Genomic DNA, 21587 nt, shown 5'->3' on the forward strand with positions numbered 1-21587 from the left:
GCCGCCTGCTGGGAGCCCGCCTGCCCGGAGGCCGCCTACTTGAAGAACGCGATCCCGTCGTCCGGCAGGTCCTTGATGTCGGCGACCCACTCGCGGGGGTCGACGACCTTCTTCAGGTGCGCGGACATGTAGGCGCGCAGCGGCACCGCGGGGGTCGCCTTCTCGCCCACCCACATCAGGTCGCTGTTGACGTACCCGTACAGGCGCTTGCCGCCGCTGTACTCGCCGGCCTGCGGCAGTCGCGCGATGGCGTCGGTGACCAGGTCGATCTGCGGCTTGCCCTCGGAGAGTTCTCCCGTCCAGATCTCCACCACGCCCTCGTCGCGCGTCATGGTGACGTCCACCTTGCGCTCGGCGTCGATCCGCCAATAGCCGCTCTCCGTCTCCAGCGGACGGACCTTCTTGCCCTCGGCGTCGAGCACCCACGTGTGCGAGGTGTACTCCAGGAAAGGCCGGCCGTCGTGGGTGAAGGCGACCTCCTGCCCGAAGTTGCACTTCTCGGAGCCCGGGAAGTCGTGCACGCCCGCGCCCGTCCAGCGGCCCAGCAGGAACGCCAGCGGGACCAGGTCGGGGTGCAGGTCGGAAGGGATCTCGATCATGTCAGCGCTGACCCTGGTAGAGCTTCTTCACCGCGTAGAGCGCGAACGCCGCGATGGCGATGCAGATCAGGACGAGCAGGGTGTCGAAGAAGTACTCGATTGCCACGGGACGGGCTCCTCGGACGGGCAGGCGGTCAGGGCCGCGCACGAGTCTAGTGCGCGGCCCCGCGGCGGGCGCGGGCAGCCCGCGTGACGTGCGGCTCAGCCCAGGAGCTGGGCCTGCAGCCGGACCGTCTGGCGGAAGGGCACCTCGGCCACCGAGCCCTTGCGCGTCTGCACGACCAGCCCGATGACGTCGCCCGCGTACAGGTACGCGTACCGGGTGGCCGCCGCCCCGTACGGCGCCGACTCGGCCGAGGCGTCGACGGTGATGTCGGAGGGGACCGCCTTCGACGTCACGCCGGAGTCCTTGACGACCTCCTCGGCGCCCTTGAGCCGCTCGGCGCCGATGTTCGGCTCGTACAGGTCGGCGTACCCCGAGCTCAGGAACTGCAGCAGGTAGAGGTCGGTGCGGGTGCCGTCCGGCGAGGTCCAGGAGCGGGCGGCGATGTGCCGCAGGCCCTGCTGCCGCAGCTCGGCGGCCTGCGCCTTGCGCAGATAGTCGTCGTCGAACCTGTACAGGTCGAGGTAGGCGTCGGGCGTGACCCAGCCACTGGGTCCGGGGACGGCGCGGTCCGCGGTCGCTCCCACCGGCGCGGGCAGCAGCAGCGACCGCACGTCGGTGAAGTGGTGCTGGCCCTGGTTGGCGTCGGCGAAGGGCCGCGCCCTGCCCGCGGGCAGCTTGGGCAGGGCGATCGGCGGGTACGTCCACCGGCCGTCGTCCGGGGTCCGCAGGCCCGGGATCCGCGTGCGCTCGGGCTGCGTGACGGCGTACGCGGTAGCGCTGCCGAAGGCGGCGAAGACCAGCACCGCCGCGGTCCAGCGGATCGCGGCGCGCAGCCGACGCCGCGGTGCCCGCGGGGCGGCCTCGGGAGCGGCCTCGGGCGCGGCGGGGAACAGGGGCGCGGCCTGGGGTCCGGGTTCAGCAGAGAGTTGCGGCGCGGCCTCGGGTCCGGGTCCAGCGGAGAGCTGCGGCTCGGCGTCGGGCTCCGCGGGGAACCGCGGCACGGCCTCGGGGGCGATCTCGTTCATCAGACCGCCTGCCCCGGGTCCTGGACGCGGTCGAGCTGCTTGCGCAGCAGCGTGGCCGCCTCGGCGCTCTCCAGCGGCAGCGTGCCGCTGGCCGTCATCTTCACCATCAGGTCACCCTCCGTGGCCTGGCAGAACATCAGGTCGAGCTTCTCGCCCTTCACCTTGGGCGACAGCACGCACGTGGCCTGCGGGTGCCCCGCGATCTTCGGGCCCTTGCGGAAGATCCCCATCGCCTTGGTGAACGCGGCGAAGAACTTGGTGTCGGCGCGCGCCGCCTCCTCGTTCTTCATCTGCACGATCTCCATCTGGATCACGAGCCGGTTGTCGTGCTGGGTGTAGGTGCGCATGCCGGCGCCCTCGATGTGCAGGGCGTCGACGTTCGCCGCGATGGCCTTGCGCTCCTTGGCCGGCAGGCTCGACAGGTCGCCCTTGACGAGTTTCTGGGCCTGGCCCGCGTCGAGCACGACATCGTTGCCGAACTCGTCGACGTCCGGGCCGGGGCCGTAGTTGTCGGGCATCGGCACGAGCAGCAGGCTCAGGCTGCCGTAGTGGCTGCCGCCGGACCGGGCGCCGAACGCCTTGGTCGCGCTCGGGGTCGGCTCGGCCCACGGTGTGGTGGCCGTGGGGTGCGCGGCCGCGTCCGTTCCCGAGCCGCCGTGGTGCAGGACGGCGTAGCCGGTGCCGCCGGCGGCGGCGACCACGACGAGGGCGGCGGCCGTCAGCAGCGCGACCCGGCGCCTGCCGCGCTCCGGCCGCTCGGAGAGCACGGGAGGACCGAAGGGCACGGGCTGCTCGGCGGCCACCGGCTGGTCGAAGGGCACGGGCTGCTCGGCGGCCACCGGCTGGTCGGCGGGCACCGGCGGCCCGGAAGGCGCGGACGGTTCGGGGGAGGGGGGCATCGCGGTCTCGTCGCTCACAGCCGCTCCAGTTGCTTGGTGAGGACGGACATCACGGTGCTCGCCTTGACCGGCTTGAGGGAGTTCACGTCGACCTCGGCGATGACGTTCCCGACCCTCGCCAGGCCGGTGGCGTAGTACATCGGCAGGTAGCCGGACTTGTGCTCCGCCTTGGCAGAACCCCAGACCTTGCCGTCCATCGTGCCGGGCACGTCGTGGCTGTCGCCGAGATGCTCGTCGTCGTCGTCGAAGGTCGTCCACGAGGAGATCTCGCCGGGGGCGTAGGGGGCGGCCTCGTCGCGGAACTGCACCAGTTCGACGCTGACTTCGGTGTCGTGTCCGCTCTGCGTCCACGAGGCGGTCGCGGCACGGCGGAAGTCGTTCGCGGCGAACTCCATGAAGGCGCCGTCGGGCTTGGTGAAGTTCTCGGCGTAGTCGGCCAGCGACTCCCAGTCCCGGTCGTCCTCCTTGGCCCCCTCGGGCGTGGGGACGAGCTGGGCGAGGAGGTTGCTGTCGAAGACCGCGGCCCGGTCCTGGCTCGCCGGCAGCGGCTTCGGCGCCACGCCCGCGCCCTTGGGCTGGGCGAGCACCGTGCCGGTGAGCGGCGGCAGGGGCGTCGGGGTGCGCTGCTGCTGGATGCGGTAGCCGAGGCCACCGCCGCCCAGCACGCCGAGCACCGCCGCGCACGCGATCAGCAGCGTGGTCCGCCCGCGGCGCCGGCGGGGCGCGGCCGGCACGGTCTCGTCGGACGCGGCGGCGCCGTCGACCTCTCCGGGTGCGGCCGGAATGTCGCCGAACGCCCCGGCCGCCGGGGACGACTCCCCCTGGGCGGGCGAGACGGGAGCCGGCGTCACCGGCGGGGGCGGCGGTATGAGCGGTGGTTCGGGCAGCGGCGGCGGGGCCGCCGCCGGCACAGGGGTGTCCTGGGACAAGAGCTTCTCCGGGAAAGTGGGACGTGCAGCTCAGCGGGGAGCGGGTCGCGCCGAGGGAAAGGCGGGTGTCCGCGGGCACGGGGCGCAGGGCGCCACCGGTGCGACCGGTCCTTCCACCGCCGCCCGTAGGCGAGTTCGGCGTCCGCGGGCAGTACCACCGGCGGACGCGCAGCCGTCGTCGACCGTCATCAAGCCCCCCCAGGCTGACGTGCGCATGACGCGATCGCATGATCGCGCGAAAGCAGAGTTATACCACCGCTTAGGCTGAGGCCATGGCGAAAAAGCTCGTGATCAAGGTGACGGCTGGGGCGGATGCGCCCGAGCGCTGCTCGCAGGCGTTCACCGTGGCGGCGGTGGCGGTGGCCAGCGGGGTGGACGTCTCGCTGTGGCTGACCGGGGAGTCGGCGTGGTTCGCGCTGCCCGGCCGGGCCGCGGAGTTCGACCTGCCGCACTCCGCGCCGCTGTCCGACCTGCTGGACGCGGTGGTGGCGGGCGGCCAGGTCACCTTGTGCACCCAGTGCGCGGCGCGCCGCGACATCACGGAGAAGGACGTGCTCGACGGCGTGCGGATCGCCGGGGCGCAGGTGTTCGTCAGCGAGATCATGCCGGACGGCGTGCAGGCGCTCGTCTACTGAGGCGACGGCGCGCGCGCCTCAGCGCCCGTCCGCTGCCCGCCCGCCCTACTGCGGGCCCTGTTCGGGCCGGTGGCCGCCCTGCGGGGGCTGGCCGGGGTGGTGGTCGCCGTTGCGGTCCTTGCGGCCCTTGCCGTCCTCCAGCTCCGCCCACCAGGCGTCGGACTCCGCGTCACCGGAGTCGCCGCGGGGCTCGTCCCACCAGCGGTCGTCGGGGCCGCGCCGGTTGGCCACGATCGCCGCGACCGGGGGGATGACCATGGCCACCAGGCACATGGCGATCGCCGCGGGCACCGACCACAGACGCACGACCGCCCACGCCATGATGAAGAGGAACACGCAGGTGCCCATCATGGCGAAGTACCAGTGACGACGACGCGCGTACACACTTCAACGGTACGTCCGCCGGGCGGAGAGCGGAACATGTGCGCGACACACCGGAAGGGCCGCACCCCCTTGCGCGGGGTACGGCCCTTCACGTCAGCGCGGTCCGGACGGACGGTCCGGAGCGCCTCAGACCGCGATCGCGACCTCGGACGCCGTGCCCTGCTGGGCGACGACGGTGCGGTCGACCGTGGCGCCGGGGACCAGCGCACGCAGCGTCCAGGTACCAGGCGCCGCGAAGAAGCGGAACTGCCCGGTCGCCGAGGTGGGCACCTCGGCGGTGAACTCGCCGCCGCCGTCCAGGAGCCGCACGTAGCCGCTGACCGGCTCACCGTCGCGGGTCACGGACCCCTGGATGATCGTCTCGTTGGCCACGTCCACTCCTGCCAGGTCCGGGCCGCCGGCCTTCGCTCCACACATAGGTTCAGTCCTCGCCTCAGTCGGTCGGGGTCAGTTGGCGCCGAGCTCGATCGGGACACCGACGAGCGAGCCGTACTCGGTCCACGAGCCGTCGTAGTTCTTGACGTTGGCCTGGTCGAGCAGCTCGTGCAGCACGAACCAGGTGAGCGCGGAGCGCTCGCCGATCCGGCAGTAGGCGATGGTGTCCTTCGCCAGGTCGACGTTCTCGTCCTTGTAGAGCTGGACGAGCTCGTCGTCGGACTTGAAGGTGCCGTCGTCGTTGGCGTTCTTCGACCACGGGATGTTGCGGGCGCTGGGCACGTGGCCGGGGCGCTGCGACTGCTCCTGCGGCAGGTGCGCGGGGGCGAGCAGCTTGCCGGAGAACTCGTCGGGCGAGCGCACGTCGACCAGGTTCAGCGAGCCGATCGCGGCGACGACGTCGTCACGGAAGGCGCGGATGGACGTGTCCTGTGACTTCGCCTGGTACGCGGTCGCGGCGCGCTCGGGCACGGCGGCGACCAGGTCGCGGGAGTCCAGCTCCCACTTCTTGCGGCCGCCGTCCAGCAGCTTGACGCTGTCGTGGCCGTAGAGCTTGAAGTACCAGTAGGCGTAGGAGGCGAACCAGTTGTTGTTGCCTCCGTAGAGCACCACCGTGTCGTCGTTGGCGATGCCCTTGGCCGACAGCAGCGCCTCGAAGCCGGCCTGGTCGATGAAGTCGCGGCGGACCGGGTCCTGCAGGTCCTTCTTCCAGTCGATGCGGACAGCGTTCCTGATGTGGTTCTTGTCGTAGGCCGACGTGTCCTCGTCGACCTCGACGATGACCACCTTGGGGTCGTCGATGTGGGCCTCGACCCAGTCGGCGTCCACGAGGACGTCACTGCGGCTCATGCTGATCTCCTCCGGGGCAGTACGGATCTGCGGTGGCGCGGGCCGCGGGTTGCGCGACGACGCGCGAGGGTGTGCCGGTGTGGGCACGGAACAGGGGCAGGCAGGCGGCGCCGGGGGCCTTCGGGCCCGCCGCGGCACAGGAGAGCTGCTGCCCCTAGGGCATGCGACAGAGCATGGCGGCGACGCGGCACAGGTCGACTGCCCGCCGCTTCGTAAGATCCGCCTGTCGCTTCATGAGTCCCGATCGTAGGGAAATGAACCGGCGGGTGTCACCGCCGTGTCGTATGTCGAGACAAGATTGTCCGTATGGCGGTACGGAAGGGGGATTCCGGCCGCCCGGCGCCCTTTCCGGGGCCTCGCGCGTGCGTTCGAGGGGCCGCTCGACGGGTGCGCGGCCGCTTTGCGGACGCGGCCGTCTCAGTTGGCGAGAACGATGTCCTTGCCGCCGACCCGCACCGAGATCCCGTCCGGCGTGGTGGTCACCGACGTGAGCTCCAGGTTGGCGGGCAGGTGGGTGACCTGGCTGGTGAAGTCGATCTCGTCCCGCACCTTGCCCTCCAGGCCGAGCGCGGTGAGTTCCTTCGGCAGTCCCTGGGCGTGCAGGCCGATGGTGTCCTTCTTCAGCACGATGTCGCTGAGCACGCTCAGGTGGGCGCCCATGAAGGAGCCGGTGAGCTTGACCCGCGGCGTGCCGGAGGCGGACGGCCCCGCGTAGGAGACCTTGATGCCGGCGGGCGCGGCCTTGGACAGGTCCGCGTAGGTGATGAACGCCTGGCCGTCGGCGGAGTCGGCGATCGCCCGGCTGAAGCCGTTCGACAGCTTCACCCCGTACAGGTCGGCGTGGAAGCTGTCGATGCGTACCGACTGCGAGCCGTCGCCGGCGGCGATGTCGTCCGCGCTGACCTTCACGTCGTCCAGCTTCCCGGACAGCACCTGGGTGAGGAACGGGAATCCGGTGATCGACACCTTCGGCTTCTCGGTGAGGTTCTCGGTGGCCTGGGCGCGCTGGGCGGCCTTGTTCTGGGCCACGGTGACGGCGATCCGGTCCGCTGCGACGAACAGACCGCCGAGAACGACCACGACGATCAGAAGTATTCGCGCCACTCGCATGCGTCCGCTCTCCCCGCTCGTCCTGGGCCCGCTCCGGCTGCTTCTGCCCGCAACCGGGCCGCGCAAGGTCCCTTCGCCGCGCAAGGTCAGCGCGCCGCACTTCGCTTACGCCTGACGGACGGCGGGGGTGCGCCGGTTCCCGCCGGAACTGATCCGTTACCTGGGACACACCCGGGAAGCACCCCGGGAGGCACCTGGGCTTTCGCCCGGCGGACCGTCCGGCGGCAGGGCCGAGGCCCGGCCCGCGGATCGTGCGGTCGCAGGCCCGCGGGCCGTCGGGAGGACGGCCCGCGGCACCGCGGTGACGGCTCAGTGCAGCGCGTTGCCCAGCGCGTAGACGACCGGGGCCGCCGCGGTCAGCGGCAGCGCGACGCCCGCGGTGAAGTGCACGAACCGCGACGGGAAGTCGTAGCTCGCCACCCGGAGGCCGACGAGCGCGCACGCGCCGCTCGCGACGGCGAGCAGCACGCCGTGGCCGGTGCCCATGCCGGTCGCCGGGCCGGTGGCCAGGCCCGTGACGAGCGCGGCCAGCAGCGACAGCGCCAGCGAGACGGGTTCGCCGCCGGGGAGCCGGACCGCGCGCACCAGCGTGGCCGCGGCCACCGCGATCGCGCCCACGACCACCGGATCGCTGCCCGCGCCGGACGCGGCGGTGGCCAGATACCCGGCGGCGACGACGGTGAGCAGGGTGGACGCCGAGGTCGCGGTGAGCGAGGACAGGCGTTCGTCGGCCGAACCGTGGTGGCGCAGTTGCAGTATCAGCACCAGCAGCAGCCACACGCCGAGCGTGCCGAGCAGCACCTCGGCGTTGTGGGAGCCGCCGGCGGCCAGCAGCGCGACGTCCGCGGTGACGCCGGCCAGGAACGCCAGCATGATGCCCTGCCGGGCCGGCCACATGCCGTTCAGCCGGAACCAGCCGGCCGCGGTCACGCCCTCCAGCACCAGCAGCACGACGGCCAGCCCGGGCTTCCCGAGCGCCGCAGCGCCGGCGATGAGCAGGCCCAGCGCGGCGGTGATGGCGGCGGGCTGGATGCCCGGCGGGATGATCGGCGAGCCGGTGCGCACGGGCCCGCCGCCCGTCGCGGACGAGGCGGCTGCGGGCGGCGGCTCCTCGCCGACGGTCGGCAGGACCGCGGTGTGCTCGGTGCCCGCGAACGGCTGCTGTGCCGCGTAGGTGTGCGGCTGCTGCCGCGACCACTGCGGCTGCGGCTCCGCCGGGGCATAACCGGCGGGGGCGTCGGCCGCCGGCTGGTGGTCCCACGGCTGGGCGGCGGACGGCGCCTGCCCCCAGCCGGCGCCGCCGGCGGGTCCGGTGAACGCGCCCCGGGCGGCTGCGTGGCCGCCCCAGGCGTCCCCGGACGACGGCAGCCCGAACGCGGCACCCGGGTCGGCCTCGTCCGGCAGCTGCCCGACGAGCGGTTCCGGGACGTAGGTGCCGTCCTCGCCGGGACCGGCCGCGGCGGCGCTGTGACCGAGGTGGCTGTCGTGGGGGCCCGGGCCGGGGAAGCCCGTGGTACCGGTCCGCGGAGCCGTCTGCGGCTGCCCGCCGTGCCCGAAGCCCGGCCCCGGGTACACGGGGCCGGGGCGGCCGGCCGAGGGGTAGCCGGGGTCGAGGTGCCCGCCGCCGGTGTAGCCGGGCCGGGGCTGGCCCGGGGTGCCGTGGCCTGCGTTCCCGAAGCCGCCGTCGTGACCGGCGTCCTGGTACGTGCCCCCGCCGTGAGCGGCGTCGGGGTAACCGGCGTAGCCGCCGTTCGCGTAGCCGCCGTTCGCGTAGCCGCCGTTCGCGTACCCGCCGGTGCCGTGCCCGTCGTTGCCGTACCCCGTGGCGTCGTAGCCGCCGGTGCCGTACGCGCCCTGGTCGTAGCCGCCCTGCCCGTAGCCCTCGGCAGGCGTGCCAAAGGTCTCGTGCGTGCCGTACGTCGCGTGCGGGAAGCCGGGCGGCGGGGTGTTCGGGGGCGCGGCGGGCGGCGGGTAGGCGCCGGGCGCCTGCGGCGGGACCTCGGGCGTCGAGGCGTCGCCCTCACCGGGAGCGGTCATCGCGCACCTCCCGCGAAGGGCGGCAGGACTTCCACGGTCGCGCCGTCGTGCAGGGCGACCGAGGCGTGGTCACGGGTGCCGACCGGCGTGCCGTCGACGAGGAAGGAGCAGCGCAGCAGCACCCGGTCGAACTCCGGTGCGCCGGCGTGGCGTTCGCGGGCCGCGGCCAGGGCCTCGGCCAGGGTCGCCGCCTGGTACGGCTCCTCCGCCGTGCCCGCGGCGGCCTTCGCGGCGGCCCAGTAGCGGATCGTGCCCGCCGCCAGGCACCCGTCGGCCGTGTCAGGTGCAGCCATCACGCTTTCCGTTCGTCGTCCTGCAGGTCGTACCGGGCTCCATCATGGCCCGTCGGTCTCACGCGGGGGGAACGCGGGAGGTCAGCCAGTCGCCGATGCGGCCGAGCAGCGCGGGGTCGGCCGCGTTCTCCGCGTGGCCGAAGCCGCGTTCGATCCACAGCTCGGCACCGCCCTCCCCGGCGGCCGCGGCCAGTGACAGCGGGTGGTCCAGCGGGAAGTACGCGTCGCGGTCGCCGTGCACGATGAGCAGCGGCGTGGGGGCGATGAGCGGCACGGACTCCACCGGGGAGACGGGCACCGGGTCCCAGTCCTCGGGATGGATCCGGGTCTTCAGCCCGAACCGGGAGACCAGCCGGCCCGCGGGCCGGGTGACGACCCAGTGCAGCCGGCGCATCGGCGCGGTCCCGCGGTAGTACCAGCGGGCCGGCGAGCTGACGGCGACCACGGCGGCGAGCCCGGCGCCCGGCGCGTGCCGCAGCACCACCGACCCGCCCATCGAGAAGCCGACCGTGACGACCCGCGCGTACCCCAGGCGGTGCGCCCAGTCGACGGCCGCGGCCAGGTCCAGCACCTCCAGGTCGCCGACGGTCGAGCGGCCGCCCGAGCGGCCGTGGCCGCGGAAGGAGAACGTGACGACCGCGCCGTACCGGCTGAACTGCCGTGCGGCGCGGCGGACCGCGGGCCGTTCCAGGGACCCGGTGAAGCCGTGCGCGACGACGATCGCCAGACGGCCGGATCCGTTCGCCGCGGGCAGGTGCTCGGCCTCGATCCGGACGCCGTCGGACGTCAACAGCACGGTCTGCCGGCCACTCGTCGGAGTCGGCTCGACACGCAAACGCTCGGAGTCGGTCTCGGCAGGGCTGTCCATGTCGGCTATTGTTGCGTGGCAGAGGACCTGGGCAATGTCGCCCCCGGGTCCTTTCGTGCTTTTCCGGCACGAGCACGTCGTCCTCGCAGGCCCGAGGAGGGTTCGGTTTGAGCCAGCACGACCAGCTCCACCCCGGGGTGCCCCGCGCCCCGCGAGGCAGTACGCCGCGGCACGTCCGGACGACCGACGGGAGCGCCCGATGAGTTCTCTCCTGCTACTGACCAACGCCCTCCAGCCGTCGACCGAGGTGCTGCCCGCCCTCGGACTGCTGCTGCACAACGTGCGGGTGGCCCCCGCCGAGGGCCCGGCCCTGGTGGACACCCCCGGTGCCGACGTCATCCTCATCGACGGCCGCCGCGACCTGCCGCAGGTGCGCAGCCTGTGCCAGCTCCTGCGCTCGACCGGACCGGGCTGCCCGCTGATGCTCGTGGTCACCGAGGGCGGTCTCGCCGCGGTCACCGCCGACTGGGGCATCGACGACGTGCTGCTGGACACCGCCGGCCCGGCCGAGGTCGAGGCCCGGCTGCGGCTGGCGATGGGGCGGCAGCAGATCACCGCGGACGACAGCCCGATGGAGATCCGCAACGGCGACCTGTCGGTGGACGAGGCGACCTACAGCGCGAAACTCAAGGGCCGGGTGCTGGACCTGACCTTCAAGGAGTTCGAGCTGCTGAAGTACCTCGCCCAGCACCCGGGACGCGTCTTCACCCGCGCCCAGCTGCTCCAGGAGGTCTGGGGCTACGACTACTTCGGCGGCACCCGGACCGTGGACGTGCACGTACGGCGGCTGCGGGCCAAGCTCGGCGTCGAGCACGAGTCGCTGATCGGCACCGTCCGCAACGTCGGCTACCGGTTCGTGACCCCGGAGAAGGCGGAGCGCGCGGCCGAGGAGGCGGCGCGCAGCGAGGCCGCCCAGGGCCGCGGCCCGGACCGCCCCGAGGCGGAGGCGCGTGACCACCGCTCCACCGCCGGACGCTCCCCGGCAGGACCGGCAAGATGACCGGCACGACGACCCATGTGGCGGCCGGATAGACACGCGTAGACTGCGCGACGTGCCCAAGGTGACGCGCGACGACGTGGCCAGGCTGGCGGGGACCTCGACCGCGGTCGTCAGCTACGTCATCAACAACGGACCCCGGCCGGTTGCCCCGGCCACCCGCGAGCGGGTGCTCGCGGCCATCAAGCAGCTCGGCTACCGCCCGGACCGGGTGGCGCAGGCCATGGCGAGCCGCCGTACCGACCTGATCGGCCTGATCGTGCCGGACGCCCGGCAGCCGTTCTTCGCGGAGATGGCGCACGCGGTGGAACAGGCGGCGTCCGAGCGCGGGAAGATGGTGCTGGTCGGCAACTCCGACTACCTCGACGAGCGCGAGGTGCACTACCTGCGGGCCTTCCTGGGCATGCGCGTCTCCGGTCTGATCCTGATCAGCCAGGGCCCCAGCGAGAACGCCGCGATAGAGATCGACGCCTGGGACGCCCGCGTGGTGCTGCTGCACGAACGCCCCGAGGCGATCGACGACATCGCGGTCGTCACCGACGACATCGGCGGCGCCCAGCTCGCCACCCGGCACCTGCTGGAGCACGGTCACCCGTACGTGGCCTGCCTCGGCGGCACCGAGATCACCCCGGTCGTCGGCGACCCGGTGCACGACCACGTGGTCGGCTGGCAGCGGGCCATGCAGGAGGCGGGCCGGTCCACCGAGGGCCGGCTCTTCCAGTCCCCGTACAACCGCTACGACGCCTACCGGGTCGCCCTGGAGCTGCTGGCGGGCCCGGACCGGCCGCCGGCCATCTTCTGCGCGACGGACGACCAGGCGATAGGCGTGCTGCGGGCGGCCCGCGAGCTGCGCATCGACGTGCCCGGCGAGCTGGCGGTGGCCGGCTTCGACGACGTCAAGGAGGCCGGGCTCGCCGACCCGCCGCTGACGACGGTCGCCTCCGACCGGCAGGCCATGGCCCGGGCCGCGGTCGACGCGGTCCTGGACGACTCCCTGCGGGTGCCCGGCTCGCGCCGCGAGCGCCTGCGCCAGTTCCCGTCGCGGCTGGTGGTCCGCGGGTCCTGCGGGTGCGAGGGCTGAGCCGGAGCGCGCTTCGCCCGGGGCCCGTAACTCCGTTGGCGGACGGGCCTGTTGGGCCCGGATAAAGGCCGGTGAGCGCGGGCGCCGCCGGTCCTTATATGGGGCATACCCACTTCTGTCGGGCTTCTCAGCGTGTACTCAGGAACCTCTCATGGTCCGAGCGCACAGTCATAGACATGACCGAGAGCAGCCGCAACGGCGAACCCCACCCGTACGACCAGCAGCCTCCGCTCTACCACGGCCCGCAGGGAACGGAGTACCGCTCCCCCGAGCCCCAGGTCCACGCGACCACGCCGTACGAGCCGCCGGCCTTCGGGGACGACCGGGTCGTCCCGTCGGAGGTCGTCGCCTCCCACAGCGTCGCACCGGGGACCCCGGCGGCCGGTGACGCCGGCGGCGCCTACCCGCCGCCGCCCCCGTACGGTCACGGCTACGGCTTCCCGCCGCCCGGCGAGCCGGCGCCGCACCGCCGCAGGCGGGTCCGCAAGCCCGCCCTGCTGGTCGCGGCCGTCGCCCTGGCCGCCGGCGTGGTCGGCGGTGGCGCCGGCGCCCTGATCGGCAACGCCACCGACCACACCACCGCCGCCGCGCCCGCTGCCGTCGTCAACGCCTCCGCGGTCGACGGCGGCGTCGCCGGGGTGGCCAAGGCCGTGAGCCCGAGCGTCGTCGAGATCAACGCGACCTCCCCCACCGGCAAGTCCACCGGCGCCGGTGTGATCATCACCTCCAACGGCCAGGTCATCACCAACAACCACGTGATCGCGGGCGCCGACAGCGTCAGCGTGACGTACAGCAACGGCAAGTCCGCGCGGGCCAGCGTCGTGGGCACCGACGCCAACAAGGACCTCGCGCTGATCAGGATCCAGGGCGCCTCCGGACTGCCCGCGGCCACCCTCGGCGACTCCTCAGGACTCGTCGTCGGCGACCAGGTCGTGGCCATCGGCTCCCCCGAGGGCCTGAGCGGCACGGTCACCAGCGGCATCGTCTCCGCGCTCAACCGCGACGTGACCGTCTCCACCGACGAGGGACAGGGCCAGCAGCAGTTCGGCGGCGGCGACGGCCGGTGGCCGTTCTCCTTCGGCGGCAACCAGTACAACGGCGACACCGGCAACTCCACGACCACCTACAAGGCGATCCAGACCGACGCCTCCCTCAACCCCGGCAACTCCGGCGGCGCGCTGATCAACATGAGCGGGCAGATCATCGGCATCAACTCCGCGATGTACTCCGACTCCTCCAGCAACAGCGGCGGCTCCTCCAGCGCCGGCAGCGTGGGCCTCGGCTTCGCGATCCCCGTCAACACGGTCAAGGCCGACCTCGCCACCCTGCGGGCCGGCGGCACCTCCGGCAACTGATCCTCCGGTCCACCGGCAGGAGCCCCGCGACCGGTCCTGCCGTCCCGCACCACCTGGGAGACCCCATGAGCAGCACGATCACGGCCGGCGTCAACCGTCTGCGGCGCGCCCTGGGCACGGCGGTGTCCTGGAGCCCGCACGCCCCGGCCGTCGCGACCGGCCCGGCCGACCTCGACCTCCCGCTCGCCCTGGCCGCCGGCCTCGCGCCCGCCCCCCGGGCGCCCGAGGTCAGCGCGGCCCGCGCCCGTCACCGGACTGCACGCCGCCGCGCCGCAACCGTGCGACGCTGAGACTGTTCCGCACACCACCGCCATGTCCGTCAGTGAGGTACCGCAGACCATGAGCCCCGGCGAGAGCGGCGAGGCCCCCGCCCGCATCCTGATCGTCGACGACGAGCCCGCCGTACGGGAGGCGCTGCGCCGCAGCCTCGCCTTCGAGGGCTACGACACGGCCCTGGCCGCCGACGGCATGGCCGCCCTCGAGCAGGCGGACGCCTACCGGCCCGACGCGATCGTGCTCGACGTGCTGATGCCGCGGATGGACGGCCTGACGACCGCACGCCGGCTGCGGTCGTCCGGCGTGACCACACCGATCCTCATGCTCACCGCGCGCGACACCGTCGGCGACCGCGTCACGGGCCTGGACGCGGGCGCCGACGACTACCTCGTCAAGCCCTTCGAGCTCGACGAGCTGCTGGCCCGTCTGCGGGCCCTGCTCCGGCGCAGCTCCTACGCGGCGGCCTCCGGACCCGCGGGCGAGGAGCACGTCATGACCTTCGGCGACCTGCGGATGGACACCAGCACCCGCGAGGTCACCCGCGACGGCCACCCGGTCGAGCTGACCCGCACCGAGTACACCCTGCTCGAGCTCTTCCTCGCCCACCCGCGCCAGGTCCTCACCCGCGAACAGATCCTCAAGGCGGTGTGGGGCTTCGACTTCGAGCCTTCGTCCAACTCCCTCGACGTCTACGTGATGTACCTGCGGCGCAAGACGGAGGCCGGCGGGATGCCGCGCCTCGTGCACACCGTGCGGGGAGTGGGCTACGTCCTGCGCGCCCCGGACGGCGGTCATTCGTGAACCGCCTCCCCCTGCGGTCCCGCCTGGCCATACTCACCGCGGCGGCGGTGGCGGTGGCGGTGGCCGCGGCGGCCCTGGCGTGCTGGCTGATCACCAGAAATCAGCTGAACGCGCAGCTCGACCAGTCCCTCGCCCAGGCACAGACGGACACCGTGCAGCAATTGCACACCCTTCGCCGGATCAGCTGCTTCCAGTCCCCGCCCGCCGATCGGGGACAGAACGTGAACCCGTCGAACGTCGCCGCGCAGATCGTCCTCGCGGACGGCACGACCTGCTGGATGAGCGGGGCCGGAACCTTCCCCGCGACCGCGCAGGATCAGTCCCTCGCCAGAAGGAATCCCGACAGTCCGCCGATCACGGTGACGCACACCGTGAAGCAGGGCGGGCAGAGCCTCCGCGTGCGGACCACGTCGACTCCGTTCATCGTGGGCAACCAGACAGCGGCGCTCTCGGTTGCCCGGCCCACCAGCGATGTGACAGCGCCGCTCACCCGCCTCGCCTGGCTCCTGCTGGCCGTCGCAGGCATCGGCGTCGTCGGTGCGGCAAGCGCGGGCGCGGCCATCGCGCGGGCGGGGCTCAGACCCGTGGACCGGCTGACGGACACCGTCGAGCACATCGCCCGCACCGAGGACCTGAACGTGCGGATCCCGGTCGAGGGCCAGGACGAGATCGCCCGGCTCAGCGCGTCGTTCAACGCGATGACCGCCGCGCTGGCGTCGTCGCGCGAACGGCAGTCGCAGCTCATCGCGGACGCCGGCCACGAACTGCGCACCCCGCTGACGTCCCTCCGCACCAACATCGAGCTGCTGGAGCGGAGTGAGGCGACCGGGCGGGCGCTGCCGCCGGAGGACCGCCGCGCGCTGCTGGCGTCGGTGAAGGCGCAGATGACGGAGCTGGCCGCGCTGATCGGGGACCTGCAGGAGCTGTCGCGGCCGGACGCGGCCCATGTGCTGCAGGTGGTGCCGCTGCACGAGGTGACCGAGACGGCGCTGGGCCGGGCCCGGCTGCGCGGCCCGGACCTGAAGATCGCGGCGGACGTGTCGCCCTGGTACGTCCGGGGCGAGGCGACGGCGCTGGAACGGGCCATCGTCAACCTCATGGACAACGCGGTGAAGTTCAGCCCGGCGGGCGGGACGATCGAGGTGCGGCTGCACGGTGGGCAGTTGACCGTGCGGGACCACGGGCCGGGGATCCCGGCGGAGGAACTGCCGCACGTCTTCGAGCGGTTCTGGCGCTCGCCGTCAGCGCGGAGCCTGCCCGGCAGCGGGCTCGGCCTCTCGATCGTGGCGCGGACCGTGCAGCAGTCGGGCGGCGAGGTCACGCTGGCGCCCGCGGCGGGCGGCGGCACGCTCGCGGTCCTGATGCTGCCCGGCGCCCCGACACCGCCGCCGGACGAACTCGCTCCCCCGGCGTCCTGACACACCATCACGTCTCACGATACGAAACCCTCTGTCTCAATCCGCGACATGGGCACATAGTTGGCGGTACCACCTACCAAGGAGGTGCCGCCCCGTGCGCCGATGGATCATGCTGGCCCTGGGCACCGCCGCGCAGACCGCGGCGTGTGCCTTCGTGTACGGAATCCCGTACCTGGCCGACACGCTGCGCCGCCAGGAACACCTCGGCCTCACCCAGGTCGGGCTGCTGGTGGCCTGCCCGACCGCCGGGCTGGTGCTCGCGCTCTACCTGTGGGGCGCGGCGGCCGACCGCTGGGGCGAGCGCGTGGTGATCGCGCTGGGCCTGGGCGCGGCGGCCGCGGCGCTGGCCGTGGCGGCCTGGACGGTGCACGGCATGGTTCCGCTCGGGCTGCTGCTGGTGCTGGCCGGCGCCGCCGGGGCCTCGGTGTACTCGGCGAGCGGCCGGCTGGTCATGGGCTGGTTCACCGCGCGTGAGCGGGGTCTGGCCATGGGCATCCGGCAGACGTCGACGCCACTGGGGATGGGCGTGGCCGCACTCGCCATGCCGCCGCTGTCCGACGCGCACGGGCTCGGCGGCGCGATCGGCTTCCTGGCGGTCGTCTGCGGGGTCATCGCGGTCCTGATCGCCCTCTTCGCCGCGGACCCGGCCCGGCCGGCCAAGGCGGCGGCGGAGCCCGCGCCGAACCCCTACCGCGGGTCGCGCACGCTGTGGCGGATCCACGGTTCGGCGGCGCTGCTGGTCATCCCGCAGTTCACCGCGGGCGCGTTCGCCCTGGTGCTGCTGGTGGACGTCCGCGGCTGGTCGTCCGTGCACGCCGGGCAGCTGATCGCCGCGGCCCAGGGGCTGGGCGCGCTCTCGCGCATCCTGGTGGGCCGCTGGTCGGACCGGGTCGGGGAGCGGCTGCGGCCGATGCGGCAGCTCGCGGTGGGCACCGCGGCGCTGGTGGGCGCCACCGCGCTGGCCACGGCCTTCCCCTCGCCGCTGACGCCGGTGCTGCTGGTGGCGGCCATCGCGCTGACGTCCAGCACCAACGGCCTGTCGTTCACCTCGACCGCCGAGCTCGCCGGGCCGGCCTGGTCCGGGCGGGCCCTCGGCGTCCACAACACGGGCCAGAACCTCACCGCGGCGGTGGTCCCGCCGCTGATGGGCGCCGTCATCTCGGCCACCGCGTACTGGCCGGGCTTCGTGCTGGCCGCCGTCACGGCCTGCGTGTCCGCGGCGATCATCCCGGTACCGGCGCAGGTGGCGGCGCCCGCCGCCGGTGCGCGCCGTACGATCTCCGCATGAGTGACCGGCGCATCGAGGTACTGACCGAACTGCCCGCCGCGACCGCCGACGCGGTGCTCGCGCTGATCGCCGCAGGCGCCGCGGAGGACGGCCAGCCCGCGGTGTCCGAGCAGGGCAGGCTGCGGGTACGGCACGGATCGCGTCCCGGCGTGCAGCACCTGCTGCTGTGGAGCGGGGCGGAGCTCACCGGGTACGGGCAGATCGACGGGACCGACGCCGTCGAGGCCCCGGCCGGCGAGTTCCTGGTCCACCCCGGGCACCGCTCCCAGGGGCACGGCCGTGCCCTGGGCGAGGCGATGCTGGAGGCCACCGGCAAGCGGCTGCGGGTGTGGGCGCACGGCGGGCACCCGGCGGCCCGGCACCTGGCCGTCCAGCTCGGCCTGAAGATGTTCCGCGAGCTGCGGCAGATGCGGAGGCCGCTGGACGCGGCGGGTGGCGGCATTCCGGAGACGCGACTGCCGGAGGGCGTCACCGTCCGGACGTTCGTGCCCGGGCAGGACGAGGCGGCCTGGCTGGCCGTGAACGCGGCGGCCTTCGCCCACCACCCCGAGCAGGGCGGCATGACGCTGGACGACCTGCGGGACCGGGAGGCCGAGGCGTGGTTCGACCCCGCCGGGTTCTTCCTCGCCTTCCGCGGGGCCGCGCTGGCCGGGTTCCACTGGACCAAGGTCCATGCCGAGGAGGGGCTCGGCGAGGTGTACGTCGTGGGGATCGCTCCCAGCGAGCAGGGCAGCGGCCTGGGGCGCGCCCTCACCGCGATCGGGCTGCGCCACCTCGCGGCGGAGCGGGGCGTGCCCACGGCCATGCTGTACGTCGACGCCGACAACGCGCCGGCTGTCGCCGTCTACGAACGGCTGGGCTTCACCACCCACGAGACCGACCTCATGTACCGCACCGAATCCTGACCCCGGGACTGCGTCCCGCTCCCCGTCCACCCCGCACCGTTCTCCCCGCCCCTGCCGGAGGCCGCCCTGCCCCTTGCGGGTGCGTTGCCGACTGCTGCGCCGTCGTGGCTGTTCGCGCAGTTCCCCGCGCCCCTGATCACGTGCCGTTTGCCCGCACGTTGGGGCAGTCCGGAAGCGTCTCCTCGGACTTGTGCGTGACCGTTCTCCCGAAAGGGCTGGGCGGGTGTGTGCACAAGTCCTTGCGGGGAGCGCTTCCTCCCCACCCCCTTGGCAGCCCATGGAGCCGCCTGGGCAGTACGGCGGTACCCCGGTAACACCTCCTGCGGCACTCGTTGCTGCCAGGGGGTGGGGAGGAAGCGCTCCCCGCAGGAATGTGCATCCGCCCGGGTCAAGGTGTGGAAGAACCCGCCATGCACAGTCCGAGGAGACGCTTCCGGACTGCCCCCGACAGACGAACGAACGGCACGTGAAACAGGGGCGCGGGGTCCCCCAGACTTCGTCCGGGAGGTGCCCCCAACGCGACAAGCCACGACGCACCGTGAGACGGCAATGGCACCGCAAGGGACAGGACGAGCCCCGAAGGGGCGCGAGGAACTACTGCGCGACAAGCCACCCACCAGCGGGGGGCCGGGAACGCGCACCCGGGGGCAGCCCGGAAGCTGGAAGGGGCTGCGGCCCCGGTGGGGCGGCTGGAATGGGGTGGCTGAGGGGGACCTCGGGCCTACAGCGGAGTGCCCCGCGGGCACAGACCAGGAACCGCGCTGGAAGCGCCCCGCTTGCCTGACGGCCACCCACCCGTTACCGCCGATTCAACCTCGCTTGCCAACATCTCAGGATGCAGCCCGCAGGCCCGACCTCCCCATCTTCGCCCGACCTGCCGAAACGAGCGGGTACACGGGACAATGGAGCGACGGCTGGGCGCCACCCGGAGGCCGCCGGCCGCACGCGACACGTGCCGGAAGCGGAGGAGGGCTCACCGATGGCCCAGACGAACCACACCAGCGTTCCCGCCCAGCCGCAGGCCCTGCGGGCCGACAGCGACGCGCTGTCGGACGGCGCGTTCCGGCCACGTGTCGTGCCGGATCTGGAGCCCGAACCGCCGAGCCTGGCCGCCGCCAGCGAGGAGTTCGGCGACGAGTTGCCGGCCGACCGCTTCCTGGACCGGGAGCGGAGCTGGCTCGCGTTCAACGAGCGTGTCCTGGAACTGGCCGAGGACCCGACCACACCGCTGCTGGAGCGCGCCAAGTTCCTGGCCATATTCGCCAGCAACCTGGACGAGTTCTTCATGGTCCGCGTGGCCGGTCTGAAGCGCCGCATGGCGACCGGCGTGGCCACCCGCTCGGCGTCCGGCCTGCAGCCGCGCGACGTGCTCGACCTGATCCTGACCAGGTCCCGCGAGCTCATGGCCCGGCACGCGGCCTGCTTCCAGAACGACGTGGCGCCGCAGCTCGCCGAGGAGGGCATCCACGTCATCCGCTGGGGGGAGCTGACCGGCAAGGAGCAGGCGCGGCTGGCCACGCTGTTCCGGCAGCAGATCTTCCCCGTGCTGACGCCGCTGGCCGTGGACCCCGCGCACCCCTTCCCGTACATCTCCGGCCTGTCGCTGAACCTCGCCGTGGTGGTCCGCAACCCGGTCTCCGGGCACGAGCACTTCGCCCGGGTGAAGGTGCCGCCGATCCTGTCCCGCTTCCTGGAGGCCGGCCCGCAGCGGTACGTGCCGCTGGAGGACGTGATCGCCGCGCACCTGGACGAGCTGTTCCCGGGCATGGAGGTGCTCGACCACCACATGTTCCGTGTGACGCGGAACGAGGACCTGGAGGTCGAGGAGGACGACGCGGAGAACCTGCTCCAGGCGCTGGAGAAGGAGCTCATGCGGCGCCGCTTCGGCCCGCCGGTGCGGCTGGAGGTCGAGGAGTCCATCGCGCCGCGCGTGCTCGACCTGCTCGTGCACGAGCTGAAGATGAAGCACACCGAGGTCTACCCGCTGCCCGGGCCGCTCGACCTGACCGGTCTGTTCGCCATCGCGGACCTGGACCGTCCGGAGCTGAAGTACCCCAAGTTCATCGCGGGCACCCACCGTGACCTGGCCGAGGTCGAGTCGGCCTCGCCGCCGGACATCTTCGCCGCGCTGCGCGAGCGGGACGTGCTGCTGCACCACCCGTACGACTCGTTCTCCACCTCGGTGCAGGCGTTCCTGGACCAGGCGGCCCTCGACCCGGCGGTACTGGCGATCAAGCAGACGCTGTACCGCACGTCCGGCGACTCGCCGATCGTCGACGCCCTGATCGACGCGGCCGAGGCAGGCAAGCAGGTCCTGGTGCTGGTCGAGATCAAGGCGCGGTTCGACGAGCAGGCGAACATCAAGTGGGCCCGCAAGCTGGAGGAGGCCGGCTGCCACGTCGTCTACGGCCTGGTCGGCCTCAAGACGCACTGCAAGCTGTCGCTGGTGGTGCGGCAGGAGGGCGACACGCTGCGGCGCTACAGCCACGTCGGCACCGGCAACTACCACCCGAAGACCGCCCGCCTCTACGAGGACCTGGGCCTGCTGACCGCGGACCCGCAGGTCGGCGCGGACCTGTCGCACCTGTTCAACCGGCTCTCCGGCTACTCGCGGCGTGAGGCCTACAACCGCCTGCTGGTGGCCCCGCGCAGCCTGCGCGACGGGCTGATCAACCGGATCAAGGCGGAGATCGCCCACCACAAGGCGGGCCGCCCGGCCTTCGTGAAGCTGAAGGTCAACTCGATCGTCGACGAGGTCGTCGTCGACGCGCTGTACCGCGCCTCGCAGGCCGGCGTGCCCGTCGACGTCTGGGTGCGCGGGATCTGCGCGCTGCGCCCGGGCGTGGAGGGGCTGTCGGAGAACATCCGGGTACGCAGTGTGCTCGGCCGGTTCCTCGAGCACTCGCGGGTGTTCGTGTTCGGCAACGGCGGCGAACCGGAGGTCTGGCTCGGCAGCGCCGACATGATGCACCGCAACCTCGACCGCCGCATCGAGGCACTGGTCCGGGTCGCCGACCCGGCCCACCGCGCATCGCTGAACGCCCTGCTGGACACGGGGATGTCGGACGGCACGTCGTCCTGGCACCTGGCGGCCGACGGCGACTGGACGCGCCACAGCACCGACTCCGAGGGCCGTCCGCTGCGCAACATCCAGGAGATGCTCATCGACGCCCGGAGGCGCCGGCGTGGTCCATCAGCAGCGACGTGACGCACCGGGCGCGGAGCGCCCTCCGCTGTCCGGCGGCTCCGCGGCCCGCCCGTTCCGCGCCCGCGGGGCCCCGGGCCGCGCGGGAACGG

21 protein-coding genes are annotated in these 21587 nt (G+C 73.1%); 10 read left to right on the forward strand and 11 right to left on the reverse strand.

Translation table 11 applies throughout. The annotated features are described in order from the left end of the window. Positions 1–35: 35 nt before the first annotated feature. The 4 genes from K7862_RS25400 to K7862_RS25415 form a co-directional block, all read right to left on the reverse strand. A complete protein-coding gene (locus K7862_RS25400; RefSeq protein WP_222966505.1) occupies positions 36–599 on the reverse strand; it encodes a heme-binding beta-barrel domain-containing protein in 564 nt (187 codons plus the stop codon). Between the two features lie 201 nt (positions 600–800). Beyond that, entirely contained in the window at positions 801–1730 is a 930-nt protein-coding gene (locus K7862_RS25405) for a hypothetical protein (RefSeq protein WP_222966507.1), read from the reverse strand. Then, the gene (locus tag K7862_RS25410) at positions 1730–2647 is read right to left on the reverse strand and encodes a hypothetical protein (protein ID WP_222966509.1); all 918 of its coding nucleotides are present in this window, start codon (positions 2645–2647) and stop codon (positions 1730–1732) included. Before K7862_RS25410 ends, K7862_RS25405 begins: the two co-directional genes overlap by 1 nt. After that, entirely contained in the window at positions 2644–3558 is a 915-nt protein-coding gene (locus K7862_RS25415; protein ID WP_222966511.1) for a hypothetical protein, read from the reverse strand. The genes K7862_RS25410 and K7862_RS25415 overlap by 4 nt, the downstream gene beginning before the upstream one ends. A gap of 272 nt (positions 3559–3830) precedes the next feature. Here K7862_RS25415 and K7862_RS25420 point away from each other — a divergent pair, with 272 nt between their 5' ends. Then, positions 3831–4193 (forward strand): DsrE family protein, encoded by a 363-nt coding sequence (locus K7862_RS25420; RefSeq protein WP_222966513.1) that lies wholly within the window; start codon positions 3831–3833, stop codon positions 4191–4193. 45 nt (positions 4194–4238) lie between these two features. Here K7862_RS25420 and K7862_RS25425 read toward each other — a convergent pair whose 3' ends face one another. From K7862_RS25425 to K7862_RS25455, 7 genes are all read right to left on the reverse strand, one after another. Beyond that, positions 4239–4577, reverse strand: coding sequence for a DUF3099 domain-containing protein (locus K7862_RS25425; RefSeq protein WP_222966515.1), 339 nt, complete (start codon positions 4575–4577; stop codon positions 4239–4241). Between the two features lie 126 nt (positions 4578–4703). Then, a complete protein-coding gene (locus K7862_RS25430; RefSeq protein WP_222966517.1) occupies positions 4704–4994 on the reverse strand; it encodes a DUF1416 domain-containing protein in 291 nt (96 codons plus the stop codon). 30 nt (positions 4995–5024) lie between these two features. Continuing rightward, complete coding sequence (locus K7862_RS25435) at positions 5025–5861, reverse strand: sulfurtransferase (RefSeq protein ID WP_222966519.1); 837 nt, start codon at positions 5859–5861, stop codon at positions 5025–5027. Between the two features lie 417 nt (positions 5862–6278). Then, entirely contained in the window at positions 6279–6971 is a 693-nt protein-coding gene (locus K7862_RS25440; RefSeq protein WP_222966521.1) for an LmeA family phospholipid-binding protein, read from the reverse strand. Between the two features lie 309 nt (positions 6972–7280). Further along, the gene (locus K7862_RS25445) at positions 7281–9008 is read right to left on the reverse strand and encodes a hypothetical protein (RefSeq protein ID WP_222966523.1); all 1728 of its coding nucleotides are present in this window, start codon (positions 9006–9008) and stop codon (positions 7281–7283) included. Further along, a complete protein-coding gene (locus tag K7862_RS25450) occupies positions 9005–9271 on the reverse strand; it encodes a MoaD/ThiS family protein (RefSeq protein WP_222966568.1) in 267 nt (88 codons plus the stop codon). The genes K7862_RS25445 and K7862_RS25450 overlap by 4 nt, the downstream gene beginning before the upstream one ends. Positions 9272–9359: 88 nt before the next feature. Next, entirely contained in the window at positions 9360–10169 is an 810-nt protein-coding gene (locus K7862_RS25455) for an alpha/beta hydrolase (protein WP_222966525.1), read from the reverse strand. 199 nt (positions 10170–10368) lie between these two features. Between K7862_RS25455 and K7862_RS25460 the strand changes: the two genes are divergently transcribed. From K7862_RS25460 to K7862_RS25500, 9 genes are all read left to right on the forward strand, one after another. Beyond that, complete coding sequence (locus K7862_RS25460) at positions 10369–11169, forward strand: response regulator transcription factor (protein WP_222966527.1); 801 nt, start codon at positions 10369–10371, stop codon at positions 11167–11169. Positions 11170–11221: 52 nt separating this feature from the next. Beyond that, a complete protein-coding gene (locus K7862_RS25465) occupies positions 11222–12247 on the forward strand; it encodes a LacI family DNA-binding transcriptional regulator (protein WP_222966529.1) in 1026 nt (341 codons plus the stop codon). Positions 12248–12423: 176 nt separating this feature from the next. Beyond that, positions 12424–13602, forward strand: a complete 1179-nt coding sequence (locus K7862_RS25470) for a S1C family serine protease (RefSeq protein ID WP_222966531.1) — start codon at positions 12424–12426, stop codon at positions 13600–13602. 65 nt (positions 13603–13667) lie between these two features. Continuing rightward, the gene (locus K7862_RS25475) at positions 13668–13892 is read left to right on the forward strand and encodes a hypothetical protein (protein WP_222966580.1); all 225 of its coding nucleotides are present in this window, start codon (positions 13668–13670) and stop codon (positions 13890–13892) included. A 49-nt stretch (positions 13893–13941) separates the two neighbouring features. After that, complete coding sequence (locus tag K7862_RS25480) at positions 13942–14679, forward strand: response regulator transcription factor (protein ID WP_222966570.1); 738 nt, start codon at positions 13942–13944, stop codon at positions 14677–14679. Next, positions 14676–16097: a sensor histidine kinase gene (locus tag K7862_RS25485; RefSeq protein WP_222966533.1), complete on the forward strand. Its 1422-nt coding sequence runs from the start codon at positions 14676–14678 to the stop codon at positions 16095–16097. Before K7862_RS25480 ends, K7862_RS25485 begins: the two co-directional genes overlap by 4 nt. A gap of 94 nt (positions 16098–16191) precedes the next feature. Beyond that, positions 16192–17385, forward strand: a complete 1194-nt coding sequence (locus K7862_RS25490) for an MFS transporter (protein ID WP_308012176.1) — start codon at positions 16192–16194, stop codon at positions 17383–17385. Beyond that, entirely contained in the window at positions 17382–18290 is a 909-nt protein-coding gene (mshD, locus tag K7862_RS25495) for a mycothiol synthase (RefSeq protein ID WP_222966535.1), read from the forward strand. Before K7862_RS25490 ends, mshD begins: the two co-directional genes overlap by 4 nt. Positions 18291–19269: 979 nt before the next feature. Further along, positions 19270–21498, forward strand: coding sequence for an RNA degradosome polyphosphate kinase (locus K7862_RS25500; RefSeq protein WP_222966537.1), 2229 nt, complete (start codon positions 19270–19272; stop codon positions 21496–21498). Positions 21499–21587: the final 89 nt, after the last annotated feature.

The organism is Actinacidiphila acidipaludis (genome assembly GCF_019890725.1).
Taxonomy (GTDB): Bacteria; Actinomycetota; Actinomycetes; order Streptomycetales; family Streptomycetaceae; genus Actinacidiphila; species Actinacidiphila acidipaludis.